Source organism: Yersinia sp. 2553 StPb PI, assembly GCF_052217105.1.
In the GTDB taxonomy this organism is placed as follows: domain Bacteria; phylum Pseudomonadota; class Gammaproteobacteria; order Enterobacterales; family Enterobacteriaceae; genus Yersinia; species Yersinia enterocolitica_E.
The window spans coordinates 2,919,971-2,945,343 of record NZ_JAZGPX010000002.1 but is presented as its reverse complement, the minus strand read 5'-3'; the positions used below and the strand labels follow the sequence as shown (position 1 = coordinate 2,945,343).

Here is a 25,373-nt window from a genome sequence, read left to right as displayed (position 1 = left end):
ATCAATCAATATGGCGCAATTCTACTCTCCAAACCGACGTGTGACGACCCGACAAACGATAACTGTGACAGTAAATTCTCTTGATCCCTTTGGTCAGGGGGTTGCACGCGATAAAGGCAAAGCTATTTTTATCCCCGGGGTTCTACCGGGAGAGCAAGCTGAAATTGAGCTGATCGAGCAAAAACGCCAGTATGGTCGCGGTAAACTTAAACGTTTGTTGAACCAATGTAGCGAAAGAGTGGTTCCTCCTTGCCCTCACTTTGGAATTTGTGGAGGCTGTCAGCAGCAGCACGCTTGTAGCCAATTGCAACAAGATAGCAAAGTAGATTCGCTCAGGCGACTGCTGGTGCAGGCAACGGGGGGTTGCCCTGCATTAGACTCGGTTATCTGTGGGCCAGAGTATGGTTATCGGCGGCGGGCGAGGTTGGGGTTGCTCTATCAGCCAAAACAGCAGCGATTACAAATGGGCTTCCATCAAACTGAATCTCACGACTTGGTTAGCATAAAACATTGTCCCGTCCTGCGGCCTGAATTGGAGCGCCTGCTACATCCGCTCTATCAATGTTTATCTGCCTTACAGGCTGTGCGCCGGTTAGGGCATGTGGAACTGGTACTGGCTGATAATGGGCCGTTGCTGGTTTTACGCCACCTTGATACCCTTAATGAGGTAGATCGTGCAGCGCTTATAGATTTTGCTCTGCGGGAGGGGGTTGCCGTTTATCTGGCTGCCGACAGCGAGAATCTGGAAAAACTCTTTGGTGAGGACCCCTATTACCAGATAGACGGTCTACGCTTAGCATTTCATCCACGGGATTTTATTCAGGTCAATGATACGGTCAACCAACAAATGGTGGCTCAGGCTCTGGCATGGCTTGATGTACAACCTGACGAGCGGGTACTGGATCTCTTCTGCGGTATGGGTAATTTTACATTGCCGCTAGCAAAGCGTGCGCGTGAAGTTGTCGGGGTGGAAGGAGTTGCGGAGCTGGTGGCGAATGGGCAGTATAATGCGCAGAACAATGCATTAGCCAACGTGTCATTTTTTCATGAAAATCTGGAATCCGATATCAGTCGTCAGCCGTGGGCGATACAAGGATTCGATAAAGTATTATTAGACCCCGCTCGCGCAGGTGCTGCCGGGGTGATGTCACATATAGTCAAACTGGCGCCAAAGCGGGTGGTGTATGTTTCGTGTAATCCCACTACGCTGGCACGGGATAGTCAGGTGTTGTTAGCCGCCGGTTACCGTCTTGCTCAGGTGCGAATGTTGGATATGTTTCCCCACACCGGGCATCTTGAATCTATGGCGCTGTTCATGCAGGAGCCAGGGGTCGCAAAGTAGGGAGAAGTTATGGTTGCGGTACGAAGTGCACATTTGAATCCGGCGGGTGAGTTTGCTCTCGACGACTGGATCGCCAGCTTGGGGCTTCCTAATCCGCAGTCAGGTGAGCGATTGGCCGAAACCTGGCGTTACTGTGAGCAACAGACGCAAAACCATCCTGATGCCTCGTTATTGTTGTGGCGCGGTCTTGAAATGGTTGAGATTCTTTCCACTCTGAGCATGGATAACGACAGTATGCGCGCGGCGCTACTGTTCCCGCTGGTGGATGCCAATGTGGTGGATGAAACCACCCTGACTGAGCAATTTGGCAAGGGTATCACCTATCTGGTGCATGGCGTGCGTGACATGGACGCTATCCGCCAATTAAAAGCGACTCACAACGACTCCATGAGCTCTGAGCAAGTGGATAACGTGCGCCGTATGCTGCTGGCGATGGTGGAAGATTTTCGCTGCGTGGTCATCAAACTGGCTGAGCGTATTGCTCATTTGCGTGAAGTGAAAGATGCACCGGAAGACGAACGCGTGCTGGCGGCCAAAGAGTGTTCCAATATTTATGCCCCGCTGGCTAACCGCTTGGGTATTGGTCAGATTAAGTGGGAGTTGGAAGACTTCTGCTTCCGCTATCTGCATCCCGATGAATATAAACAAATTGCTAAATTGCTTCATGAGCGTCGTATTGATCGTGAACAATTCATTGATGATTTTGTCGCTTCATTGCACAAAGCAATGGCGGATGAAGGTATCAAAGCTGATATTTATGGCCGACCAAAGCATATCTACAGTATTTGGCGCAAGATGCAGAAAAAGTCGTTGGCCTTCGATGAGTTATTCGATGTGCGCGCTGTGCGAGTGGTCGTCGAGCGTTTGCAGGACTGCTATGCCGCATTGGGGATTGTGCATACTCATTTCCGTCATTTGCCTGATGAGTTTGATGATTACGTCGCTAACCCTAAACCCAATGGCTATCAGTCAATTCATACTGTAGTCCTCGGGCCACGTGGGAAAACGCTGGAGATTCAGATTCGTACCCGCCAGATGCATGAAGATGCTGAATTGGGGGTTGCCGCCCACTGGAAGTACAAAGAAGGTGCTGTGGCGGCGGGGCGTTCTGGCTATGAAGGGCGCATTGCCTGGTTACGTAAGCTGATTGCCTGGCAGGAAGAGATGGCAGATTCTGGCGAGATGCTGGATGAAGTGCGCAGTCAGGTATTTGACGATCGGGTCTATGTGTTTACCCCGAAAGGCGATGTTATTGATTTACCTGCCGGTTCTACCCCACTCGACTTTGCTTATCATATTCACAGTGATGTGGGGCACCGCTGCATAGGTGCTAAAATCAGTGGCCGAATTGTGCCGTTTACCTATCAGTTACAGATGGGTGATCAGATTGAAATTATCACCCAGAAGCAACCCAACCCAAGCCGTGACTGGCTGAATCCTAACCTCGGTTATGTCACTACTAGTCGTGGGCGATCCAAGATCCATAACTGGTTTAGAAAACAAGATAGAGACAAGAATATTCTTGCTGGCCGGCAGATGCTGGACAACGAATTGGAACATATGGATATCAGCCTAAAAGAGGCTGAGAAGCTGCTAGTTCCGCGCTATAACATGAATTCGATGGATGAAGTGTTGGCGGCCATTGGCGGTGGTGATATTCGTCTGAATCAGATGGTCAACTTCCTGCAAGGCAAGCTGAACAAACCAACAGCGGAAGAGGCTGATTTAGAGGCATTGCGCCATCTGAATAATAAGCATCAGCCACCACCACGCAACGCCAGCAAAGACAGCGGGCGCATTGTGGTCGAAGGTGTTGGCAATCTGATGCACCATATTGCCCGTTGCTGCCAACCGATTCCCGGTGATGAGATTATTGGTTTTATTACCCAGGGGCGGGGGATATCCATTCATCGTGCTGATTGTGAACAACTGGCTGAATTGCAGTCTCATGCACCAGAGCGGATTGTTGATGCGGTTTGGGGTGAAAGCTACTCCAGTGGCTATTCATTAGTAGTGCGGGTGACCGCCAATGATCGCAGTGGCTTGTTACGTGATATCACCACCATACTGGCGAACGAAAAGGTCAATGTATTAGGGGTTGCCAGCCGCAGCGATACTAAAAAGATGCTCGCTACCATCGATATGGATATCGAGATTTACAACTTGCAGGTGCTGGGCAGGGTGTTAGCCAAGCTGAATCAGTTGCCGGATGTGATAGATGCCCGTCGGCTCCACGGCAATTAAGTTTTTGATCTGGACGGCTACTGCGCTTTGGCATATTGATATTGGGCAGTGCTCGCCCTCCTCACGTACTGCGTGTACGCTCCGGGGGCTGTGCGCTGGCCGCAATCAATCTGCCTGCGCTCGCTACGCCTCGAATTTTAAACAGCAAAAAAGTGAATAAATTGAGATGACCCAGCCAGTAACTACCCCTGATATCACCGCCTTAGCTCTGCAACGTTTGTTGGATATTATGCGTACCTTGCGTGACCCGGAGCACGGCTGTCCGTGGGATCGTAAACAGACGTTTGACACCATCGCTCCCTATACATTAGAAGAAACCTATGAGGTGCTTGACGCGATTCAGCGCAAGGATTTTGATGATTTACGTGATGAACTGGGCGATTTGCTGTTTCAGGTGGTGTTTTATGCCCAAATGGGGCAGGAACAGGGGTTGTTTGCGTTTGATGATGTTTGTCATGCCATCAGCGACAAACTGGAGCGTCGTCACCCGCATGTATTCCCTAATGCTGCGCTAAACGCCACTGACGTAGCGATTGGCAGTGAAGCGGCGCTGGCGGGTTGGGAATCGCGTAAAGCCGAGGAAAGAGCGGAGAAAGCCCTGTATTCGGCACTGGATGATATTCCCGATGCACTACCAGCATTGATGAAAGCCCATAAAATCCAAAAGCGCTGCGCAGTGGTTGGTTTTGATTGGGACACACTTGGTCCGGTTTTGGACAAAGTCTATGAAGAGATCGATGAAGTGATGTTCGAAGCTCGCCAAGCGGTGGTGGATGAAGAAAAACTGGGGGAAGAAATTGGCGATTTGCTGTTTGCTACGGTTAACTTATCTCGTCATTTAGGCCATAAAGCTGAAAATGCCTTACAGGCAGCTAACCGCAAGTTTGAACGTCGTTTTCGTCAGGTAGAACAAATAGTTATGGCATCAGGGAAGAGCATGGAGAGCGCGACGCTGGAAGAAATGGAAGCCGCCTGGCAGCAAGTTAAAAAGCAAGAAACTGAAATTTAAGGTGTTTTAATTCATTTGGCGGATGGTTGTTGGATTTTAATTACGTTAATATATTGAATTATAATGGATAGCAAGACGATGTTCCGTGCGGTTTTGGTAGCGAAAATGGCCACTGGCGCGGAGATAGTTTGTAGCGAAACCAAGGTTCGAGTATACTACTTTCCCGTCTTGGTTCTTCCATCGTCTTTAAACCTAAACTCTCAGGTTCAGCATGACAACTAATTATATTTTTGTGACCGGCGGGGTCGTATCCTCTCTGGGTAAAGGCATTGCCGCAGCCTCTCTGGCGGCTATACTTGAAGCCCGTGGCCTCAACGTTACCATCATGAAACTGGACCCGTACATCAACGTGGATCCGGGCACCATGAGCCCGACTCAACACGGGGAAGTTTTCGTCACCGAAGATGGTGCTGAAACCGATCTGGATTTAGGGCATTACGAGCGTTTCATTCGCACCAAAATGACCCGTCGTAACAACTTCACCACTGGCCGTATCTATTCTGAAGTTCTGCGTAAAGAACGCCGTGGCGACTATCTGGGTGCGACTATCCAGGTTATCCCTCATATTACCAATGCTATCAAAGAGCGCATCATCGAAGGCGGCGAAGGCCACGATGTGGTTTTGGTTGAAATTGGTGGCACCGTGGGCGATATCGAATCCTTGCCATTCCTGGAAGCTATTCGCCAGATGGCAGTTGATGTTGGCCGCGAGCACACGCTTTATATGCATCTGACGTTGGTTCCTTACCTGGCAGCTGCCGGTGAAGTGAAAACTAAGCCAACGCAACATTCGGTAAAAGAGCTACTTTCCATAGGTATTCAGCCAGATGTGCTGATATGCCGTTCTGATCGCGCAGTTCCTGCTAATGAACGGGCCAAAATTGCCTTGTTCTGTAATGTGCCAGAAAAAGCGGTTATCTCCCTAAAAGATGTTGATTCCATTTATAAAATCCCAGGGCTATTGAAATCACAGGGCCTTGACGATTATATTTGTAAACGATTCAGCTTAACTTGTCCTGAAGCAAATCTTGCTGAATGGGAACAGGTATTATACGAAGAGTCGAATCCAGGTGGCGAAGTGACCATCGGGATGATCGGTAAATACGTAGAATTGCCGGATGCTTATAAATCTGTGATTGAAGCACTCAAACACGGTGGGCTGAAAAATCGCCTGACTGTGAACATCAAGCTGATTGATTCGCAAGATGTTGAGACACGCGGCGAAGAGATGCTGAAAGGACTGGATGCTATTCTAATCCCCGGTGGCTTTGGTTACCGTGGTGTGGAAGGCAAGGTTCTGGCAGCGCGTTATGCCCGTGAACACAATATTCCTTATCTGGGTATTTGCCTGGGTATGCAAGTTGCACTGATGGAGTTTGCCCGCAACGTAGCGGGGATGGAAAACGCAAACTCCACCGAATTTGTGCCAGACTGTAAGTATCCGGTGGTTGCATTAATCACCGAATGGCGTGATGAAGACGGCAACGTTGAAGTACGCACGGAAGAGAGCGATTTGGGCGGTACCATGCGGGTGGGTGGGCAACAATGTCACCTGACCGAAGGTAGCCTGGTACGTCAGATGTATGGCGAACCTACCATCGTTGAGCGCCATCGTCATCGCTATGAAGTAAACAACATGTTGTTGAAGCAGATTGAATCCGCCGGGTTACGTGTAGCAGGGCGTTCTGCGGATAACAAACTGGTGGAAATTATTGAGTTACCAAACCACCCGTGGTTTGTAGCTTGTCAGTTCCATCCAGAATTTACTTCGACGCCACGTGATGGTCACCCGTTGTTCGCCGGCTTTGTTAAAGCGGCTGGTGATTATCAGAAGCGCCAGGTGAAATAAAATATTTGGTAGAAGGGGCGGCAGTGATGTCGCCCCCTCTGTCTGGAGTTTTAGTTTAACTTGTACTGAGGAAAATCTAATGTCCAAAATCGTTAAAGTCATCGGTCGCGAAATCATCGACTCCCGTGGTAACCCAACTGTAGAAGCTGAAGTTCATCTGGAAGGCGGTTTTGTTGGTTTGGCTGCGGCACCATCAGGTGCTTCTACCGGTTCCCGTGAAGCACTGGAACTGCGTGACGGTGACAAATCCCGTTTCCTGGGCAAAGGCGTTCTGAAAGCCGTTGCAGCAGTAAATGGCCCAATTGCTCAGGCAGTTATGGGTAAAGATGCTAAAGACCAGGCTAACATCGATAAAATCATGATCGATCTGGATGGTACTGAGAACAAATCCCAGTTTGGTGCTAACGCCATCCTGGCTGTTTCTCTGGCAGCAGCGAAAGCAGCAGCAGCGTCTAAAGGCATGCCTTTGTACGAGCACATTGCTGAACTGAACGGCACCCCAGGCAAATTCTCTATGCCACTGCCTATGATGAACATCATCAACGGCGGCGAACATGCTGATAACAACGTTGATATTCAAGAGTTTATGATTCAGCCAGTAGGCGCGAAAACTCTGAAAGAAGCGGTTCGCATCGGTTCAGAAGTGTTCCATACTTTGGCTAAAGTTCTGAAGTCTAAAGGCATGAGCACTGCGGTAGGCGACGAAGGCGGTTATGCACCAAATCTGGGTTCTAACGCCGAAGCACTGGCTGTTATCGCTGAAGCGGTAAAACAAGCAGGCTACGTGTTGGGCAAAGACGTTACTCTGGCTATGGACTGTGCGGCATCTGAGTTCTACAAAGATGGCAAATATGTTCTGGCTGGTGAAGGCAATAAAGCGTTCACTTCTGAAGAGTTCACTCACTTCCTGGAAGACCTGACCAAACAGTACCCAATCGTCTCCATCGAAGATGGCTTGGACGAATCTGACTGGGCTGGCTTCAAATACCAGACCGAAGTTCTGGGCGACAAAATTCAGCTGGTTGGTGACGACCTGTTTGTAACCAACACCAAGATCCTGAAAGAAGGTATCGAGAAAGGTGTTGCTAACTCTATCTTGATCAAATTCAACCAGATCGGTTCTCTGACCGAAACTCTGGCTGCTATCAAGATGGCGAAAGATGCAGGTTACACCGCGGTTATCTCTCACCGTTCAGGCGAAACCGAAGATGCTACCATTGCCGACCTGGCAGTAGGTACCGCAGCAGGCCAAATCAAAACTGGTTCAATGAGCCGTTCTGACCGTGTTGCTAAATACAACCAGCTTATTCGGATTGAGGAAGCGCTGGGTGACCGCGCACCATTCAACGGTCTGAAAGAAGTGAAAGGCCAGTAATTACTGCGCGTTACCTTCAGTAAAACAGTTTGTTGATAAAGCCCGCCTTAATAGGCGGGTTTTTTTATGGGATATGGCGGGGCAAGCTTCGGTAATATGCTGGCCGTGAGCTGTCATTGTTACAAATTAGCCTGTTATTACCACTTACTTACCTCTGCGGGATTAATCTGAATCTCACCCACCCCACACATCGGCTTCACATCTCTTACACCGCTGCCGTGCAGATAATTCATCACCCGTTATCATTAATGTGTACCCGAATGATTCGACAATAATGCATAAAGGAAGATAACGGATGAAACTGAAATACTTAATGTTGCCAGCGATGCTTTTTACCAGCAGTGTGCTGGCTGCAGGCGTTACTGTGACCATGAACGAAGCACTCCCTGAAGGTAATGGTAAAGCTCTGGGCACGGTGACAGTGACTGAAACACCTTATGGTTTATTGTTCACGCCCAATTTGACCGGGCTGGTGGCGGGGATTCATGGATTCCATCTGCATGAAAACCCAAGTTGTGCACCAGGGCAGAAAGACGGCAAACCCGTGCCAGCCCTTGCTGCTGGCGGCCATTTTGATCCACAAAAAACTGCCGTACACCTTGGCCCTTATAATGACAAAGGGCATCTGGGGGATTTGCCGGGACTGGTTGTGAATGCTGATGGCAGCGCGACTTATCAGGTATTGGCTCCACGGCTGAAATCACTCTCTGAACTGAAGCAGCATGCCCTGATGATCCATGCCGGTGGCGACAACTATGCCGATCATCCAATGCCGTTAGGCGGTGGTGGTGCGCGCATGGCTTGTGGCGTGATTGAGTAATACTCTGATACAGACAAACTGGCAGCATAAGCGTTGCCAGTTTGGTCACAGTCAGAGAATCTGCGATAATCGCCGATTGGCTTGAATGAATATAGAGAAACTGATGCTGTACCCGATTAATGAGATGTTCCAAACCTTGCAAGGCGAGGGTTACTTCACCGGTGTACCGGCGATCTTTGTGCGTTTGCAGGGCTGCCCGGTAGGTTGTAGCTGGTGCGATACCAAACACACTTGGGAAAAGGAAGCCGATCGGGAAGTCGATATGCAGCGCATTATGGTTAAAACCGCAGAAAGTGATGCCTGGGGGGAGGCCAGCGCACAGCAGCTATTAGATATTTTCTCTCAGCAGGGATATACCGCACGCCACGTTGTCATCACTGGTGGAGAACCCGCTATTTACGACTTGTTCCCCTTAACCTCATTGTTGGAGCAGGCCGGTTATAGCTGCCAGATTGAAACCAGCGGCACGCATGATGTGCGGTGTTCAGCGACGACCTGGGTGACGGTTTCGCCAAAAGTGAATATGCGCAGTGGCCTGAAAGTATTGCCTCAGGCATTGCAACGCGCCGATGAAATCAAACATCCGGTTGGCCGCATGCGTGATATCGAGGCATTAGAGGCACTGCTTGCCACGCTGGATGACGACAAAAAGCGGATTATTGCGCTACAACCCATCAGCCAGAAAGACGACGCCACTAAGCTCTGTATCGAAATTTGTATTGCCAAGAATTGGCGGTTGTCGATGCAGACGCATAAGTATTTAAATATCGCTTAATCCCCTTCGTCCTTGCCGCCGCAGCCGTGTTGCGGCGCTCATTACTCGGCCCGTCCATGGGCCTCGCCTCTGTGAGGCCGCTGCAAGCAGCGTTCAAATCTGCTCCCGACAGATTTGTCACCCAAATCACTTACTCATGTAAGCTCATTGGGATTATGAGCCTTATAACAGGCTCACCCTGCGGGCCAGCGCATGCTGCCTTGCTGCAACATCAATGACTTTGGGGATCGATTTATTCGCCGCGATAAACGCAGCCCGCAGAACAGGTCTCTTTCACCATTACTGCGCTCAGTTCTGGTAGCTGCGGTTTAAGCTGTTGCCAAATCCAACTGGCCAGCACTTCACTGGTCGGGTTTTCCAAACCAGGAATATCATTCAGATAGTAGTGATCCAGTCGTTCCCAAATAGGTTTAAATGCTGCTTTCAGATCAGCAAAATCCATCACCCAGCCGGAGTGATCATCGACTTCACCGGTAACCTCGATACGGACCATAAATGAATGACCGTGCAAACGGCCACACTTATGACCTTCCGCAACATGGGGCAGTCGGTGAGCGGCTTCAAATTGAAAATCTTTAAATAGGGTGGTGCTCATAGTCCTGACCTTATTGACTCAAAAAACCGCCGCATAGTACCGGAAAGCACCTCTGCTGGCTATGAAAGCGCACAACGGGGAGCGCTTCTTGGCCCCTGCCAATCCAGTCTTTTACCCGTAGCTTACTGATTTATATGTAGACGTAGTAAATTAATAGCTTGATATGGGTTAGTGAAAATTTTCTTAATAAGTTGAACACTTTAACTCATATCCATTACCTGAAAAACCGCTTAGTCGTTTTGGTTATTTATTATTTCTATCGCTTCTTTAATTGTTATTATCGGGATGGTTAACCTTACAAACATTAAGAAATATGTGCTGAAAATAGATCGACTGACACTGGCTAAAGCTTAAGGGAATGCGTACTGCAATGACGACTCAGGTTCCTCCTACTTCTTTACTTCCGCTATCGCCGGAGCAGTTAGCCCGCTTACAGGCGGCGGTTGGTGAGTTTTCCCCAACCCAAATGGCATGGTTGTCCGGTTATTTCTGGGGCATGGTTAATCAACAGCCAGGTGTGGCTGCAACCCCAGCGGCAGTGGCTCCGCCAGCGCTGACGATTACCCTTATTTCTGCCTCTCAGACAGGTAATGCACGCCGCTTGGCGGAACAGCTACGTGATGACCTTCTGGCGGCTAAACTTAATGTCAATTTGGTCAATGCGGGTGATTATAAGTTTAAGCAAATTGCACAAGAACGCCTATTAATTGTCGTTGCCTCCACTCAGGGCGAAGGTGAACCCGCGGAAGAAGCGGTTGCATTGCACAAATACTTATTCTCTAAAAAAGCGCCTAAGTTGCCGGAAACCGCCTTTGCTGTGTTTGGATTAGGGGACACCTCTTACGAGCACTTTTGCCAAGCAGGTAAAGATTTCGACAGCAAATTGGCGGAACTTGGTGCTCAGCGCTTATTGGATCGTGTCGATGCGGATGTGGAATATCAGGAATCGGCACAGCAGTGGCGTCAGCAGATCGTTGCAGTGTTACAGGCTCGGGTGCCGGCACAATCGGCAACTGCGGCGGCGGTAACGCAAAGTGGTGTCGTGGATGAAATAACGTCCAGCCCATACAGCAAAACGGCACCACTGACCGCGCAATTATCGGTACAGCAGAAAGTGACAGGCCGTAACTCCGAAAAAGATGTCCGCCACATTGAAATAGATTTAGCCGATTCAGGTCTGCGTTACCAACCCGGTGATGCACTGGGGGTCTGGTTTGATAATGACCCGGCCCTGGTAGACGAGCTACTCGCTCTGTTGTGGCTTAAAGGCGACGAACAGGTCAGTGTCGACGGGCAGAATCTGCCACTGGCACAGGCATTGCGCAGCCATTTTGAACTGACACAAAATACGACGCTGATCGTTGATAAGTATGCGGCACTTTCCCGTGATGAGAAGCTGATTGCGCTGCTGGCAGATAAACCGGCGCTGCAACAATATGCCAAAAATACCCCGATCGTTGATATGGTTAGACAGGCCCCGTCTGATCTCAATGCTGATCAGTTGATTGCGCTGTTACGGCCACTGACGCCGCGTTTGTACTCCATTGCTTCCTCACAGGCTGAGACTGAAAACGAAGTACATATCACTGTGGGTGTGGTGCGCTATGACATTGATGGGCGACCACGTACTGGAGGGGCGTCAGGGTATTTGGCTGATCGGCTGGAAGTGGAGGGTGATATTCGTGTCTTTATCGAACATAACGATAACTTCCGCCTGCCTGCTAACCCGGAAACGCCAGTTATCATGATTGGCCCCGGTACCGGTATTGCACCTTTCCGCGCCTTTATGCAACAGCGTGAGGCCGATGGTGCGAGTGGCAAGAATTGGTTGTTCTTTGGCAACCCTCATTTCACCGAGGATTTCCTCTATCAGGTTGAATGGCAGCGCTATGTTAAAGACGGCTTGCTGACCCGCATTGATCTGGCTTGGTCGCGCGATCAGGCCCATAAAATATACGTACAAGACAAACTGCGTGCACAGGGCGCAGAACTGTGGAACTGGATACAACAAGGTGCCCACATTTACGTCTGTGGCGATGCTAACCGCATGGCCAAAGACGTTGAGCAGGTTTTACTGGACGTGGTGGCTCTGCACGGTGCAATGGATACCGAGCAGGCTGATGAATATTTAAGTGAGCTGCGCCTGGCGCGCCGTTATCAGCGGGATGTGTACTGATGAATGAAAAACACCCAGGACCATTAGTCGTTACTGGAAAACTGTCTGATGGCGAACGTATGAAGTCGGAAAGCAATTTCCTGCGTGGGACCATTGCCAAAGACTTGAATGACGGTCTAACGGGTGGTTTCAATGGCGACAACTTCCTGTTAATCCGCTTTCACGGTATGTACCAGCAGGATGACCGTGATATCCGCGCCGAACGCGCCGAGCAGAAGCTGGAACCACGTCATGCCATGATGCTACGTTGCCGCTTGCCGGGGGGGATTATTACCCCACAGCAATGGTTGGGAATTGATAAGTTTGCGGCGGATAACACCTTATACGGCAGTATCCGTATCACCAATCGCCAGACATTCCAGTTCCATGGCATTCTGAAAGGTAATGTTAAACCGGCCCATCAGTTGCTTAATCAATTGGGGCTGGATGCGTTGGCGACGGCAAACGATGTAAACCGTAATGTACTGTGTACGTCGAACCCGGTGGAATCGGTGCTACATCAGGAAGCCTACGAATGGGCGAAAAAGATTTCTGAGCATTTGCTGCCGCGTACTCGCGCTTATGCCGAAATTTGGTTGGATGCGGAAAAAGTGGCGACCACCGATGAGGAGCCGATTCTCGGCGCGACCTATTTACCGCGTAAATTTAAAACCACAGTTGTTATTCCGCCGCAAAATGATGTGGATCTACACGCCAACGATCTCAACTTTGTGGCTGTCGCTGATAAAGGCAAACTGATTGGTTTTAACGTGTTAGTAGGCGGTGGGTTATCCATTGCTCATGGTGATAAGAATACCTATCCCCGTAAAGCGAGTGAATTTGGTTACATTCCGCTGCAACACACGCTGGCTATCGCTGAAGCGGTTGTTACCACGCAGCGGGATTGGGGCAATCGTACTGATCGCAAAAATGCTAAAACCAAATATACGTTGGAGCGAGTAGGGGTAGAAACGTTCAAAGCGGAAGTTGAAAAGCGCGCAGGCGTCAGTTTCGGGGCTATTAAACCTTATCAATTTACTGGTCGTGGCGATCGTATTGGCTGGGTCAAAGGGATCGATAAAAAATGGCATTTAACCCTGTTTATCGAAAATGGCCGTTTGCTAGATTATCCTGGCCGTAGCCTGAAAGCCGGTGTGGCAGAAATTGCTAAAATCCATCAGGGTGATTTCCGCTTAACTGCGAATCAGAACCTGATTGTGGCAGGGGTGCCGGAAAAAGATAAAGCCCGTATTGAGGCGCTGGCCCGTGAGCATGGCTTGATAGATGACAGTGTCAGCCCGCAGCGTGAGAACTCCATGGCGTGTGTTTCATTCCCAACCTGCCCATTGGCTATGGCAGAAGCTGAACGCTTCCTGCCAGAGTTTGTTACCCGTATTGAAGGTATTTTGCAGCAACACGGTTTGCCCAATGAACATATTGTGATGCGAGTTACTGGCTGCCCGAACGGCTGTGGCCGTGCTTTACTGGCAGAAGTAGGGCTGGTGGGTAAAGCCGTTGGTCGTTATAACCTGCATCTGGGTGGCAACCGGGAAGGCACTCGGATACCGCGGATGTATCGTGAAAACATCACCGAAGATGAAATTCTGTCAATTACCGATCAGTTGGTTGGGCGCTGGGCAAAAGAGCGCCATGCTGATGAAGGTTTCGGTGACTTTGTGATTCGCGTTGGTGTGATTGCTCCAGTGATTGATTCAGCCCGTGATTTTTATGACGTACAGGAGGCGGTGTGAGCCAATTTAACTTGAGTGAACTTAATGCCCTGCCGAAAGCAGAACAAGCGGCGGCACTGGCACTGGTTAACGGTCAACTTGAGCATTTAACCGCGCAAGAACGGGTGAGCTGGGCATTGGAAAATCTACCGGGCGAGTTTGTACTTTCTTCCAGCTTTGGTATTCAGGCCGCCGTTTGTTTGCATCTTGTTACGCGGCAACGTTCTGATATTCCAGTAATTATTACTGATACCGGTTACCTATTCCCAGAAACTTATCAGTTTATTGATGACTTGACTGAGAAGCTTCAACTTAACTTACAGGTATTTCGTGCCCCTCATAGCTCGGCTTGGCAGGAAGCCCGTTACGGTAAATTGTGGGAGCAAGGAGTCGAGGGTATTGAACGTTACAATGACCTGAACAAAGTGGAACCCATGAATCGGGCGTTGGAAACGCTGGGGGCTCAAACGTGGTTTGCTGGTCTTCGCCGTGAACAATCAGGCAGCCGGGCGCAGCTACCGGTGTTAGCCATTCAGCGCGGTGTCTTCAAGTTGCTACCGATTATCGATTGGGACAATCGGCAGATTTACCAATATCTGACTCAAAATGGCCTGAGCTATCACCCTCTTTGGGAACAGGGTTATTTATCGGTCGGGGATACTCACACCACCCGTAAATGGGAACCGGGAATGAGCGAAGAGGAAACTCGCTTCTTTGGTTTGAAACGCGAATGCGGCCTGCATGAAGGCTGAGGCTAATATCAACGCTATTGATAGCCCTGTGAGTGTTACAGCTCAGTGAGTGAAAAGTAGACCGCCCCCGATGGGCGCTCCGGCGATTGATGCGTAACGGCTACACCCAACTGCACGTTCTCCCTTTATTTGAATTTGTCTGTGGTCTGAGGGCGCTGCCTGCGCCCTCATTTTCATTATCTATTAGCTGATGATTCTCTCACGTGCCAATTCAGCCAGAAATTGGCTACGGTTCTTATAACCCCGGTGTGTGGCGATAAACTTATCAATGGCGGTCAGCAGATTTTGCGACATGGTCAGATTGAATTTGACCGCCTTACTTTCATATTTGGCCGGATCAATCTCAACAAACCCCAAAATCCCCCCTTCTTCTTTTAACCGGGGATCCCCAATGTAACGTTGTGGATCTTTCGGGGGCGTGGGTAATGGAAAACCTTCATCCATCAGTGCTTCAATATGAACAGCAAAGGCTTCTTCGGCATTTTTACTGATATCGGCAAAGGTATTGCCAGCAAAGAAACAACCGTCAAGATCGGGAAAATATCCATCGAATCCTTCAGTGGTACTGAAAATAAAAATAGGGTAGATCATGGTTAACTCCCTAAGCGTTTATACCCGCCATCATTCAAACCGTATGTGTGGAGGCGGTTCCCAGTGGGTGATTTCACACCTTCCAGCAACTTGAATGATTTAGGGTATGCGGCTTTGTTTAAATCAATTTAATTCCGGCAATCTGCTGAGCCTGCCGCAGAACACCTTTGGATGTATCCTTGCGCGGATGGGGCAGCGTAATGATCTTGCGTACACCCGGTTTGCACATCGTGACATGGCTACCGCCATTGGTTTTTTTACAACCCCTGATTTGCCAGCCCGTATCCTGCAATCGCTTTATTAATTCGCCACTCTCCATGTGACCTCCTGGTGAGTCGCTGGTGGGTATCATACCTACCAGCGAGATTGAGTCAATTAATTATGGGTGCCATACCCACCAAGAGTTATACGTGAAAAGCACGAAAAAGGGCGATCATAATGATCACCCTGACGTTGAATTTATTGGTTTTTATCGGTGTTTTGCGCGAAGTTACGCAAAGCCCATATTATTTTTTATCGGCAGCGAGCGCTTGTATCAGGGGCAACAATATTTTCACACTATCGTGTGAACGTTTACTAATACGACCCGGTAAGTACTTATCCAGATAATTTAAGTTATCTAGCTGGCTTTGATGACGGGTTATACCTTGAGGAAAGTGGCTACTGATGGCCCGTTGCTGACAACCCTCTTTGTTACCCAGGCTGTAGTTGCTTGCTTCGACAGACAACACCGGTAATCCGGCGCTATAGAAGATATTTTTATCCGCCCTACAGGGGGAGCTAATCTGGTTTTTAACTGTGGCGGCAGTAATGCCATACCGACGTGCCAACGCAAGTGCTTGATCCCTTGCAGCAATGGCTGTGGGCTGGTTACTGGCATTAAAATAGAGCCGGTCACCGGTTATCAGACTATCTAAGTTGATCACTAGCAGTGTGTTGGCTTTCTCCGTTTTACTCATTCGTTGCAGATAGTTCTCGGCACCTTGTGCACCTATCTCCTCGGCGCTGAGTGCCACAAAACGCAAATCATAGCGCAATGGTGTGTCTTTCAGATGTTCAGCCAGTTCCAGCATAACGCCGACCCCTGCCGCATTGTCATCGACCCCTTGTAGCGTCAGCCCACCCAGATTCTTATCTAAATCTTTATCACTTTGCGGTGTGTAGGTATCAAAGTGCGCCATGATAATTATCTGTTTCTGGTCATCCGCTTTGCCAGTCACCTGCTTTTTATCGAGAGTTGTCATGTTGCGAGCGGCAATCACCGAGGTGGCAGTCAGTGTGTGCCAGCTTGGTTTACCGTTTTTACTGGTATACAGATAACGGGTATTAAAACCCCGCAGGTTGCTTTGATAACCCATTTGCTGAAAACGGTGGTTGATATACTCAGCAGCCAGTAATTCTGCCGGGCTACCCGCCATACGGCCGGGAAAGTAGGTGCTGATATGGCGGATTTGTTGTTCAGCGATTCGACCAACGGCCTGAGTCGTAGCGGCATGCAACGGTAAGACGGTACTGAAACACAGGTTGAATAGTGCCCACTTTAGGCGACGGCGGGAAAACATACCGAAATATCCTTGTTATAGTCTGGGCCATGCCTCGCAGCATGGACAATACAGCTCTTTCCGGTGCTTAGTATGAAACTGTCTACACCAATAGACAATTTGTATACTTCCTAAAGTGTAGAAATTTTATGTCAGTAAGTAAGAAAATCGCCCTGAGTGCGAATTGGCTAACTTAGCTGCAAGCCATGCTGTTACGCCTATATATCATTATGGAACTTGTAATTACTTTTCGTCATTTCATAAGGCCATGCCCCCCCCCTATAGTCACCCTACGCTTTATCATGTAATTGAAGGACGTTGTGGACTATCTACCTCTATTTGCCGACTTGAAACAGCGCCCAGTATTGGTTGTTGGCGGCGGCGAAGTCGCTGCGCGAAAAATTGAATTACTCCACCGCGCGGGTGCACAGGTGAGGGTAGTGGCACAGACTCTTTCATCTGAACTGGAACAACAGCATCAGGATGGCCGCATTAACTGGCTGGCAAAGGTTTTCTTGCCGGAACAGTTGGATGATGTTTTTTTGGTGATTGCCGCCACGAACGATACCGTGCTGAATGCCGCTGTTTTTACTGCTGCGGATCAGCGACATCTTTTGGCTAACGTGGTTGATGACCAACCCCGCTGCTCGTTTATCTTCCCGTCGATTGTCGATCGCTCCCCTCTGGTGGTGGCTATCTCCTCTGCCGGTCAAGCTCCGGTGCTGGCGCGTTTACTACGTGAGAAGTTAGAGGCCCTGCTACCGGCCAGCCTGAGTGATATGGCCGCCGTTGCCGGGCGCTGGCGTGGTCGGGTTAAACAGCATATCGCCTCGATGGGAGAGCGCCGTCGCTTTTGGGAAAATGCGTTTAGTGGCCGCTTTGCGAGTCTGATTAGCCGTGGTCAGTTAGCCCAAGCCGAAGAGGAATTACAACGAGAGCTGGAGGGGCAGCGCAGCACTCAGGGTGAGGTTGCTTTGGTGGGGGCGGGGCCTGGTTGTGCAGGTTTGCTGACATTACGTGGTCTGCAAGTGATTCAGCAGGCTGATGTGGTGTTATATGACCATTTAGTCAGCCCGGAAGTGTTGGATCTGGTACGGCGTGACGCTGAACGTATCTGTGTCGGCAAACGGGCAGGAGCACACTCGGTAGCACAGGAAGAAACCAATCAATTACTTGTCTCGCTGGCGCAGCAGGGGAAACGGGTAGTGCGGCTGAAAGGCGGTGATCCGTTTATCTTTGGCCGTGGTGGTGAAGAGCTGCAAATGGTGGCGCGTGCGGGCATCGCGTTTCAGGTGGTGCCGGGAGTGACGGCGGCAAGTGGGGCGACAGCCTATGCGGGTATCCCCCTGACGCATCGTGACTATGCTCAGAGCGTGACCTTTATTACCGGGCATTGCCGCGCCGATGGCGATGATTTGGATTGGCAGGCACTGGCTCGAGGCCGCCAAACTTTGGCGATTTATATGGGAACAGTGAAAGCCGCCGAGATTAGCCGTCAGCTCATAGCCCATGGTCGGGCAAGCACCACCCCTGTAGCGGTAATTGGACGGGGAACCCGTGCTGACCAACAAGTTCTGACGGGCACACTGGCCCAACTGGAATCATTAGCACATCAGGCGCCGACCCCAGCACTGCTGGTTATCGGTGAAGTGGTGGATTTACATCACCAAATCGCCTGGTTTGGGCAACAACCACAGACTGAACAGGCTATCAGCCCGTCAGTCGTGAATTTGGCATAAAGGATCTGTTATGGACGAAAAACGACTCACTCATTTGCGGCAATTGGAGGCGGAGAGTATCCATATCATCCGTGAAGTGGCCGCTGAATTCGGTAATCCGGTGATGCTCTATTCTATCGGTAAGGATTCCTCTGTGATGCTGCATTTGGCGCGCAAGGCATTCTTCCCCGGTAATTTGCCATTCCCGTTATTGCATGTGGATACCGGTTGGAAATTTCGCGAGATGTATGAATTTCGCGACCGTACCGCTAAAGCATTTGGCTGCGAGCTACTGGTCCACCGCAACCCGGAAGGGGTAGCGATGGGCATTAACCCGTTTGTTCACGGCAGCGCCAAACACACTGATATCATGAAAACCGAAGGCTTGAAGCAAGCGCTGAACAAATACGGTTTTGATGCTGCATTTGGTGGCGCCCGGCGTGACGAAGAGAAATCCCGCGCCAAAGAGCGTATTTATTCGTTCCGTGACCGCTTCCATCGCTGGGATCCAAAAAATCAGCGCCCGGAACTGTGGCACAACTACAACGGCCAAATTAACAAAGGCGAAAGTATCCGCGTGTTCCCGCTGTCCAACTGGACTGAGCTGGATATTTGGCAATATATCTTCTTGGAAAAAATCGACATTGTTCCACTGTATCTGGCAAAGCCTCGTCCGGTGGTTGAGCGTGATGGCATGTTACTGATGGTGGATGACGACCGAATTGATTTACAACCGGGTGAAGTCATTACTCAGAAGATGGTGCGTTTTCGCACCTTGGGCTGTTGGCCATTGACTGGCGCGGTAGAGTCCGAGGCTGAAACTTTACCTGCCATCATCGAAGAGATGCTTATCTCTACTACCAGTGAACGCCAGGGTCGAATGATCGACCGTGACCAATCCGGCTCGATGGAGCTTAAAAAGCGTCAGGGATATTTCTGAGGAGCGCCCAATGAGCACGAAATTACAAGATCAGCCCGTTGTTGATGAGCTGCCAGTTTCAGAGAACAAATCGATGATTTTACAAAACACCTCTATCGCCCAGCAGATTGCCAACGAGGGGGGAGTAGAAGCTTACCTGCATGCCCAACAGCATAAAACGATGTTGCGTTTTCTGACCTGCGGCAGTGTTGATGACGGTAAGAGCACCCTGATTGGGCGTTTACTGCATGATACCCGCCAAATCTATGAAGATCAGTTATCAACGCTGCACACTGACAGTAAACGTATTGGCACTCAGGGTGAAAAATTGGATTTGGCGTTATTGGTTGATGGCTTGCAGGCCGAGCGTGAGCAGGGCATCACCATTGATGTGGCTTATCGCTATTTCTCAACCGAGAAACGCAAATTTATCATCGCAGATACGCCTGGGCATGAGCAATACACCCGCAATATGGCGACCGGGGCTTCTACCTGCGATCTGGCGATTTTGTTGATCGATGCCCGCAAAGGGGTGTTGGATCAAACTCGCCGTCACAGCTTTATCGCTACATTGCTGGGGATCCGCCATTTGGTAGTGGCGGTGAATAAGATGGATTTGGTGGAATATCAGGAAAGCGTCTTCGAACAATTTAAAGAAGATTACCTGAGTTTTGCCGAGCAATTACCCACGGATCTCGACATCAAGTTTGTCCCTCTATCTGCGCTGGATGGCGATAATGTGGCATCACCGAGCGAGAAAATGAATTGGTATTCCGGCCCGACACTACTGGAAGTGCTGGAAAGTGTTGATGTGGTCAATGCCAGCCGGCAGCAGCCGCTGCGCTTCCCGGTGCAGTATGTTAACCGGCCAAACCTGGATTTTCGTGGTTATTCTGGCACCTTGTCTGCCGGTGTGGTGCGCGTTGGGCAGAGAGTAAAAGTGCTGCCGTCCGGTGTGGAATCAAGTGTGGCGCGCATTGTTACTTTTGATGGTGACTTGGAGCAAGCCATCCCTGGCGAAGCCATAACCTTGGTGCTGACTGATGAAGTGGATATCAGCCGTGGCGATTTATTGGTTGATGCCAGTGAAACCTTAACAGCGGCGCAAAATGCGCTGGTGGATGTGGTGTGGATGGCGGAACAGCCGTTAGTGGCTGGACAAAGTTATGACATCAAAGTAGCGGGGAAAAAGACCCGTGCGCGGGTGGAAAATATTCAATATCAGGTGGAAATCAACTCATTGACCCAGCGGGTAGTTGACAGCCTGCCGCTTAATGGTATTGGTTTGGTTGAACTGGCATTTGATGAACCGCTGGTGCTCGACAGCTATCAACGCAACCGGGATACCGGTGGCATGATCTTTATTGATCGGCTGACTAATGTCACTGTTGGTGCGGGGTTAATCCGCGAAACGCTGGCGTCGGTTTATCAGGAAAATACTGAATTCAGTACGTTTGAGCTAGAACTGAATGCTTTGGTTCGCCGCCATTTCCCACACTGGGGCGCGCGTGATCTGTTAGGGGGTAAATAACTTGTACGCCGATCCGTTGAAAACGCATGATGTTAATGAATCGGGCGCTCTGCCAGCTGATGAGAATATCATCTGGCATCCCCATGCGGTGACCCGAGAGGATCGGGAGCAACAGCATGGGCACCAAGGGGTGGTGCTGTGGTTTACCGGTTTATCTGGCTCAGGGAAATCTACCCTTGCCGGTGCGCTGGAACAGGCACTGTTTGCTCGCGGTGTTAGCACTTACTTACTGGATGGCGACAATGTGCGCCATGGTTTATGCCGTGATTTGGGTTTTTCTGATACTGACCGGCGCGAGAATATTCGTCGCGTCGGGGAGGTGGCCAAACTGATGGTAGATGCCGGGTTGGTGGTGCTGACGGCGTTTATCTCACCTCATCGGGTTGAGCGGGAAATGGTGCGCGATATGTTGGCATCAGGCCAGTTTATTGAGGTATTTGTCGATACACCGTTGGCTATTTGTGAGGCCCGTGACCCTAAAGGTTTGTACAAAAAAGCCCGTGCTGGCGAGCTGAAAAATTTTACTGGCATCGACTCTATTTATGAATCACCCGAACACGCTGATATTCATTTGCCGGGTGAACAATTAGTAACAAATTTGATTGAACAATTGTTAGACGTACTGCGTGGTCGAGCTATTATCAAATCCTAAATGATACCCTTTGTACTTGAAGCTACAGGGCCGTTAGCTGCACGCATTCACCCGAATCACTTGACTGTGTAAGCGCATCGGGATGTATTAGCTTGCTGCCTACCTGTAACGCTAATTACGCTGGGTATCTATACTAATGGCTATCGGCAAAACGCCCTTAGAGCGTGCTGGTAAACTGTGCCCACAGGATTGCTATGCAGAATATCACCCAAATTATTATCGACGAACAGCGGGAAAGGGAGGAGCCGTCATACTCCTTTCTCGGTGGCGTTACAGGCTTTGTTTTCTATTGGCTGGCGTTTGCGATACCTTTCTTTGTCTATGGTCCCAATACCGTCTTCTTCCTGCTGTACACTTGGCCGTTCTTTCTGGCCCTGATGCCGGTTTCAGTGTTGGTAGGTATTGCCTTGAGTGTGTTATCGCGCGGTAATCTCTTATTTACCATTGGTGGGAGTGGTATTGCAGTATTGTGTTTATTCTGGATGCTGTTTTCATTTCTTACTGGTTGGTGAGCAAATCGGCGGGCTATTCGGTTTCACCTGATAATAACCCGCTTCAATTTGTAACATCTTCAATGGGTAACCGTTTACCCTTGCGCTGAAAGCACCTTACTGAGAAATGCCTGAGTTCGCGGATTAGTAGGGGCGGTAAAGATTTTTTCCGGTTGCCCCTCTTCCTGTATCACCCCTTGATCAATAAACAGCACCCGGTCGGCCACATCTCGGGCAAAGCCCATTTCATGAGTCACTACCACCATGGTCATCCCTTCCAGTGCTAATGCTTTCATCACCGCTAGCACTTCACCGACTAACTCCGGGTCCAGCGCTGAAGTCGGTTCGTCAAACAACATGATTTTAGGTTCCATTGCCAAGGCTCGGGCAATGGCAACGCGTTGCTGTTGACCGCCAGAAAGACTGCTGGGATAGGCATCAATCTTATCGAGTAATCCCACCTTGCGTAACAACAATTCAGCCCGTTCTATGGCTTGTGCTCGTGGCAGCTTTTTAACATCCATAGGTGCCATGGTTAGGTTTTCCAACACCGTCATATGAGGGAAGAGATTAAAACGTTGGAACACCATGCCGACACTTTCGCGCATCCGGTTGAGATCGGTTTTCGGCTTATGGATCTCAAAACCATTAACGGTTATTTCTCCCCCGGATAACGTCTCCAACGCATTAATACAGCGCAAAAAGGTGCTTTTACCCGAACCGGATGGGCCAATGATGCAAACCACTTCTTTTGGCTGAATGTCGCAAGAAATGCCACGCAACACATGGGTTTCGCCAAATTGTTTTTGTAGGTTATGTACGTGAATCACTTTTACCGAACCTCTTTTCCATATGCCGCACTAATAGCGAAAGTAAGAATGTGATAACCCAATAAACCAGTGAGATAGTCAGGTAGGGTTCCCAATAAGTCGCATAGGCACCAGAAACGGTGCGAGCAGCATAGGCTAAGTCAGCCAGGCCAATCGCAGAGGCCAGCGATGAATCTTTTACGATAGCGATGGCATTGTTACCCAGTGGCGGTAACATCCGGCGGAAAGCCTGAGGCAGAATAACCTTGCGCATCGTTTTGCCGTAGCTCATTCCCAATGAGCGCGAGGCTTCCATCTGGCCGCGATCAATTGACTGAATACCCGCGCGGAAAATCTCAGAAACATAAGCACCCGCGTTCAGCGTGATAGCCACGACACAGGATAAAAAAGCACCGTAATCTGAGCGCAGCATTCTGGCAAAATCAGAAGACATAATGCCATTGGTGACCAGAATGCCATCCCGTGGGTTAATAAACAGTGGCACCAGCGCGAAATGCACCACCATTATCTGCACAAATAAGGGGGTGCCGCGAATAGCACTAATATAGATGCGTACTGGCCATTGAACGAAATAGTACAATACTGGCTTCCAGATACCGTGAGGCGCTTGCGCCAGACGGCCCAGACCGAGGGTTAACCCCCAGGTTGTGCCCAAAATCACACAGATAATGGTGCACTTAATTGTCATCCAGGCACCGTCCATAAATAGTGGGGCGTATTCCTGAATGATTTCCCAACGAAATCCTGACATAGGGTGATCCGGTCAATCAAGCCACCGCGCATTCACGCAGCGGTGGCGTATATAAGAAAGGGTTATTTTGCTGGCTGGGTTGCGGCTGGCAGTGTTGGTACCTGTGCATCAAACCATTTTTCATAGATTTTGGCGTAAGTGCCGTCAGCAATGATTTTCTGCAAACCACTGTTGATTTTGGTGCGCAATTCTTCATTACCTTTCGCCACCGCAATACCGAAATATTGGCGCTCAAACTTGGTATCGGAAACCAGTTCAAATTCTTTTTCCGGGTGAGTTTTCAGGTAGAACTTGGCGACACCTACATCACCTACGGCGGCAGCGATGCCATCTTCGTAGAGTTCTTGCAGCATCAGTGGCGTGTTATCAAAGCGTTTGATCGCAGTGCTGTTTTTACCCAGAACATCGGATACCACGATGTCGCCGGTGCTTGAGTTCACCACGCCAACATTCAGATCTTTCAGTGCCGCAATGGAATCAACTTTAGAGCCTTTAGCCACGACGATAGTTTGTTCGGCAGGGAAATAAGGATCTGAAAAATCAACCATTTGTTTACGTTTATCGGTAATGGTGATACCCGAAATGATGATATCGCGATCACCGGAGCCTAATGTGGCAAAAATCCCTTCCCAAGGCGTATTCACCAATTTGACCTGAAAACCTTCAGCTTTACCGATAGCTTTGATGATATCTATATCAAAACCTTCCAGTTGTTTTTGGCTATTTTCATACTCAAATGGGCGGTAGGTACCACCGGAACCGACAACATAAGTCGGCTCGGCTGCAACAACGCTACCCGCAGACAATACGGCGGCCAGACAAGTTCCGACCAGCATTAAACGTTTAAACATGTGAATCTCCCGGTAAAAAGTAGCAACGAGTTAAGGTACATTTTTTATTTATGCAGTTTGAGTGCATAAAAATAAACTTTTATACATATAAACTCAACTGTAATGGGGTTTATTTGTTTTTGACGAGATTAAATATGCATTTTTAACTTGAGTGTTGGTATAAGCTAATGCCAAAAACAGTTTTTGCAGTGTTTATCTCTGCATGATTTGCAGTGGGGCAATAAGAGGTAGTGACAGCAGGACTTACCGTGCACTCAAAACCAGCAACTAATGACATTTTGTAGATTTGCATGGTATTTTTGCCGGAAATCATCCTTAATCTGAGCTTTATGACCTATTTCCTTCACAGAGTGGAGTCCGACGAAAAGTTGTGGGATGATTATACCCGTCATACTTCAAGTTGCATGTGTGTTGGCTGTCTTCGTTCACCCCAGTCACTTACTTGTGTAAGCTCCTGAGGACTCGCTCAGTTGCTGCCTTCCTGCAACTCGAATTATTTACGGTATAGGCAGTTTTTCAGGGGGCGGGAATGGGAAAACTTACACTACTATTGCTGATTTTACTTGGCTGGTTACAGTATTCACTGTGGTTGGGCAAGAATGGTGTTCATGATTTTGTTCGGGTTAAGGATGACGTGGCGCTGCAAGAGGCCAATAACGGCAAACTTAAAGCTCGGAACGATCAGCTATTTGCTGAAATTGATGATTTAAATGGTGGTCAAGAGGCTATCGAAGAACGCGCACGTAACGAACTGGGCATGATCAAGCCTGGCGAAAGTTTCTATCGTCTGGTTCCTGACCAATCCAGACGTAATGCGGGTATCCCTTCGTCGTCAAATAACGCGCAATAATA

General features: G+C 49.4%; 23 protein-coding genes. 16 read left to right on the top strand and 7 right to left on the bottom strand.

Features of this window, described 5'->3' with window-relative positions; genetic code table 11:
• Window positions 1-10 precede the first annotated feature (10 nt).
• From rlmD to queE, 7 genes are all read left to right on the top strand, one after another.
• A complete protein-coding gene (gene rlmD, locus V2A84_RS15055; protein ID WP_083160427.1) occupies window positions 11-1,342 on the top strand; it encodes a 23S rRNA (uracil(1939)-C(5))-methyltransferase RlmD in 1,332 nt (443 codons plus the stop codon).
• 9 nt (window positions 1,343-1,351) lie between these two features.
• On the top strand, window positions 1,352-3,586 hold the full coding sequence (gene relA, locus V2A84_RS15050; RefSeq protein WP_083160425.1) for a GTP diphosphokinase: 2,235 nt from the start codon (window positions 1,352-1,354) through the stop codon (window positions 3,584-3,586).
• Window positions 3,587-3,752: 166 nt separating this feature from the next.
• Window positions 3,753-4,595 (top strand): nucleoside triphosphate pyrophosphohydrolase, encoded by an 843-nt coding sequence (gene mazG, locus V2A84_RS15045; protein WP_083160423.1) that lies wholly within the window; start codon window positions 3,753-3,755, stop codon window positions 4,593-4,595.
• Between the two features lie 211 nt (window positions 4,596-4,806).
• Complete coding sequence (gene pyrG, locus V2A84_RS15040; RefSeq protein WP_083160421.1) at window positions 4,807-6,444, top strand: glutamine hydrolyzing CTP synthase; 1,638 nt, start codon at window positions 4,807-4,809, stop codon at window positions 6,442-6,444.
• A 79-nt stretch (window positions 6,445-6,523) separates the two neighbouring features.
• Window positions 6,524-7,819 (top strand): phosphopyruvate hydratase, encoded by a 1,296-nt coding sequence (gene eno, locus V2A84_RS15035; RefSeq protein ID WP_050086475.1) that lies wholly within the window; start codon window positions 6,524-6,526, stop codon window positions 7,817-7,819.
• 295 nt (window positions 7,820-8,114) lie between these two features.
• Window positions 8,115-8,639, top strand: a complete 525-nt coding sequence (gene sodC, locus V2A84_RS15030) for a superoxide dismutase family protein (protein WP_083160419.1) — start codon at window positions 8,115-8,117, stop codon at window positions 8,637-8,639.
• 103 nt (window positions 8,640-8,742) lie between these two features.
• The gene (gene queE / locus V2A84_RS15025; RefSeq protein ID WP_083160417.1) at window positions 8,743-9,414 is read left to right on the top strand and encodes a 7-carboxy-7-deazaguanine synthase QueE; all 672 of its coding nucleotides are present in this window, start codon (window positions 8,743-8,745) and stop codon (window positions 9,412-9,414) included.
• A gap of 232 nt (window positions 9,415-9,646) precedes the next feature.
• Here the strand turns inward: queE and queD are convergent, their stop codons facing one another.
• On the bottom strand, window positions 9,647-10,009 hold the full coding sequence (queD, locus tag V2A84_RS15020; RefSeq protein ID WP_083160413.1) for a 6-carboxytetrahydropterin synthase QueD: 363 nt from the start codon (window positions 10,007-10,009) through the stop codon (window positions 9,647-9,649).
• Window positions 10,010-10,379: 370 nt separating this feature from the next.
• Here queD and cysJ point away from each other — a divergent pair, with 370 nt between their 5' ends.
• From cysJ to V2A84_RS15005, 3 genes are read left to right on the top strand one after another with little or no spacing between them, the layout of a single operon-like run.
• Window positions 10,380-12,185: an NADPH-dependent assimilatory sulfite reductase flavoprotein subunit gene (cysJ, locus tag V2A84_RS15015; RefSeq protein ID WP_083160411.1), complete on the top strand. Its 1,806-nt coding sequence runs from the start codon at window positions 10,380-10,382 to the stop codon at window positions 12,183-12,185.
• On the top strand, window positions 12,185-13,915 hold the full coding sequence (cysI, locus tag V2A84_RS15010; protein ID WP_442848939.1) for an assimilatory sulfite reductase (NADPH) hemoprotein subunit: 1,731 nt from the start codon (window positions 12,185-12,187) through the stop codon (window positions 13,913-13,915). The genes cysJ and cysI overlap by 1 nt, the downstream gene beginning before the upstream one ends.
• Entirely contained in the window at window positions 13,912-14,646 is a 735-nt protein-coding gene (locus V2A84_RS15005; protein WP_083160409.1) for a phosphoadenylyl-sulfate reductase, read from the top strand. Before cysI ends, V2A84_RS15005 begins: the two co-directional genes overlap by 4 nt.
• A 183-nt stretch (window positions 14,647-14,829) precedes the next feature.
• Here the strand turns inward: V2A84_RS15005 and V2A84_RS15000 are convergent, their stop codons facing one another.
• The 3 genes from V2A84_RS15000 to V2A84_RS14990 all read right to left on the bottom strand — a co-directional run bounded on the left by V2A84_RS15000 (window position 14,830) and on the right by V2A84_RS14990 (window position 16,799).
• Window positions 14,830-15,237 (bottom strand): type II toxin-antitoxin system HicB family antitoxin, encoded by a 408-nt coding sequence (locus V2A84_RS15000; RefSeq protein WP_005181621.1) that lies wholly within the window; start codon window positions 15,235-15,237, stop codon window positions 14,830-14,832.
• Window positions 15,238-15,355: 118 nt separating this feature from the next.
• On the bottom strand, window positions 15,356-15,556 hold the full coding sequence (locus tag V2A84_RS14995) for a type II toxin-antitoxin system HicA family toxin (RefSeq protein WP_005181624.1): 201 nt from the start codon (window positions 15,554-15,556) through the stop codon (window positions 15,356-15,358).
• 187 nt (window positions 15,557-15,743) lie between these two features.
• Window positions 15,744-16,799 carry an aminopeptidase gene (locus tag V2A84_RS14990; protein ID WP_083160407.1) on the bottom strand — a complete coding sequence of 352 codons (1,056 nt, stop codon included), beginning with the start codon at window positions 16,797-16,799 and terminating at the stop codon, window positions 15,744-15,746.
• A gap of 299 nt (window positions 16,800-17,098) precedes the next feature.
• Between V2A84_RS14990 and cysG the strand changes: the two genes are divergently transcribed.
• The 5 genes from cysG (at window position 17,099) to V2A84_RS14965 (ending at window position 22,110) form a co-directional block, all read left to right on the top strand.
• A complete protein-coding gene (gene cysG, locus V2A84_RS14985; RefSeq protein ID WP_372568704.1) occupies window positions 17,099-18,517 on the top strand; it encodes a siroheme synthase CysG in 1,419 nt (472 codons plus the stop codon).
• A gap of 10 nt (window positions 18,518-18,527) precedes the next feature.
• Complete coding sequence (gene cysD / locus V2A84_RS14980; protein ID WP_004706274.1) at window positions 18,528-19,436, top strand: sulfate adenylyltransferase subunit CysD; 909 nt, start codon at window positions 18,528-18,530, stop codon at window positions 19,434-19,436.
• A 10-nt stretch (window positions 19,437-19,446) separates the two neighbouring features.
• Window positions 19,447-20,946: a sulfate adenylyltransferase subunit CysN gene (cysN, locus tag V2A84_RS14975; protein ID WP_193784722.1), complete on the top strand. Its 1,500-nt coding sequence runs from the start codon at window positions 19,447-19,449 to the stop codon at window positions 20,944-20,946.
• 1 nt (window position 20,947) lies between these two features.
• Window positions 20,948-21,598: an adenylyl-sulfate kinase gene (gene cysC, locus V2A84_RS14970; RefSeq protein WP_193784721.1), complete on the top strand. Its 651-nt coding sequence runs from the start codon at window positions 20,948-20,950 to the stop codon at window positions 21,596-21,598.
• A gap of 194 nt (window positions 21,599-21,792) precedes the next feature.
• On the top strand, window positions 21,793-22,110 hold the full coding sequence (locus V2A84_RS14965; RefSeq protein WP_083160403.1) for a DUF3561 family protein: 318 nt from the start codon (window positions 21,793-21,795) through the stop codon (window positions 22,108-22,110).
• Window positions 22,111-22,184: 74 nt separating this feature from the next.
• Here the strand turns inward: V2A84_RS14965 and V2A84_RS14960 are convergent, their stop codons facing one another.
• The 3 genes from V2A84_RS14960 to V2A84_RS14950 all read right to left on the bottom strand — a co-directional run bounded on the left by V2A84_RS14960 (window position 22,185) and on the right by V2A84_RS14950 (window position 24,521).
• Window positions 22,185-22,919 (bottom strand): amino acid ABC transporter ATP-binding protein, encoded by a 735-nt coding sequence (locus tag V2A84_RS14960; RefSeq protein ID WP_083160401.1) that lies wholly within the window; start codon window positions 22,917-22,919, stop codon window positions 22,185-22,187.
• On the bottom strand, window positions 22,903-23,670 hold the full coding sequence (locus tag V2A84_RS14955) for an amino acid ABC transporter permease (RefSeq protein WP_005181636.1): 768 nt from the start codon (window positions 23,668-23,670) through the stop codon (window positions 22,903-22,905). The genes V2A84_RS14960 and V2A84_RS14955 overlap by 17 nt, the downstream gene beginning before the upstream one ends.
• Window positions 23,671-23,732: 62 nt before the next feature.
• A complete protein-coding gene (locus V2A84_RS14950) occupies window positions 23,733-24,521 on the bottom strand; it encodes a basic amino acid ABC transporter substrate-binding protein (RefSeq protein ID WP_083160399.1) in 789 nt (262 codons plus the stop codon).
• Window positions 24,522-25,050: 529 nt separating this feature from the next.
• Here V2A84_RS14950 and ftsB point away from each other — a divergent pair.
• Window positions 25,051-25,371 (top strand): cell division protein FtsB, encoded by a 321-nt coding sequence (gene ftsB / locus V2A84_RS14945; RefSeq protein ID WP_083160397.1) that lies wholly within the window; start codon window positions 25,051-25,053, stop codon window positions 25,369-25,371.
• Window positions 25,372-25,373: the final 2 nt, after the last annotated feature.

Coding starts and splice junctions, on each gene's coding strand:
- rlmD (WP_083160427.1), top strand. CDS start 11: ATGGCGCAATTCTACTCTCCAAACCGACGTGTGACGACCCGACAAACG.
- relA (WP_083160425.1), top strand. CDS start 1,352: ATGGTTGCGGTACGAAGTGCACATTTGAATCCGGCGGGTGAGTTTGCT.
- mazG (WP_083160423.1), top strand. CDS start 3,753: ATGACCCAGCCAGTAACTACCCCTGATATCACCGCCTTAGCTCTGCAA.
- pyrG (WP_083160421.1), top strand. CDS start 4,807: ATGACAACTAATTATATTTTTGTGACCGGCGGGGTCGTATCCTCTCTG.
- eno (WP_050086475.1), top strand. CDS start 6,524: ATGTCCAAAATCGTTAAAGTCATCGGTCGCGAAATCATCGACTCCCGT.
- sodC (WP_083160419.1), top strand. CDS start 8,115: ATGAAACTGAAATACTTAATGTTGCCAGCGATGCTTTTTACCAGCAGT.
- queE (WP_083160417.1), top strand. CDS start 8,743: ATGCTGTACCCGATTAATGAGATGTTCCAAACCTTGCAAGGCGAGGGT.
- queD (WP_083160413.1), bottom strand. CDS start 10,009: ATGAGCACCACCCTATTTAAAGATTTTCAATTTGAAGCCGCTCACCGA.
- cysJ (WP_083160411.1), top strand. CDS start 10,380: ATGACGACTCAGGTTCCTCCTACTTCTTTACTTCCGCTATCGCCGGAG.
- cysI (WP_442848939.1), top strand. CDS start 12,185: ATGAATGAAAAACACCCAGGACCATTAGTCGTTACTGGAAAACTGTCT.
- V2A84_RS15000 (WP_005181621.1), bottom strand. CDS start 15,237: ATGATCTACCCTATTTTTATTTTCAGTACCACTGAAGGATTCGATGGA.
- V2A84_RS14995 (WP_005181624.1), bottom strand. CDS start 15,556: ATGGAGAGTGGCGAATTAATAAAGCGATTGCAGGATACGGGCTGGCAA.
- V2A84_RS14990 (WP_083160407.1), bottom strand. CDS start 16,799: ATGTTTTCCCGCCGTCGCCTAAAGTGGGCACTATTCAACCTGTGTTTC.
- cysD (WP_004706274.1), top strand. CDS start 18,528: ATGGACGAAAAACGACTCACTCATTTGCGGCAATTGGAGGCGGAGAGT.
- cysN (WP_193784722.1), top strand. CDS start 19,447: ATGAGCACGAAATTACAAGATCAGCCCGTTGTTGATGAGCTGCCAGTT.
- V2A84_RS14965 (WP_083160403.1), top strand. CDS start 21,793: ATGCAGAATATCACCCAAATTATTATCGACGAACAGCGGGAAAGGGAG.
- V2A84_RS14955 (WP_005181636.1), bottom strand. CDS start 23,670: ATGTCAGGATTTCGTTGGGAAATCATTCAGGAATACGCCCCACTATTT.
- V2A84_RS14950 (WP_083160399.1), bottom strand. CDS start 24,521: ATGTTTAAACGTTTAATGCTGGTCGGAACTTGTCTGGCCGCCGTATTG.
- ftsB (WP_083160397.1), top strand. CDS start 25,051: ATGGGAAAACTTACACTACTATTGCTGATTTTACTTGGCTGGTTACAG.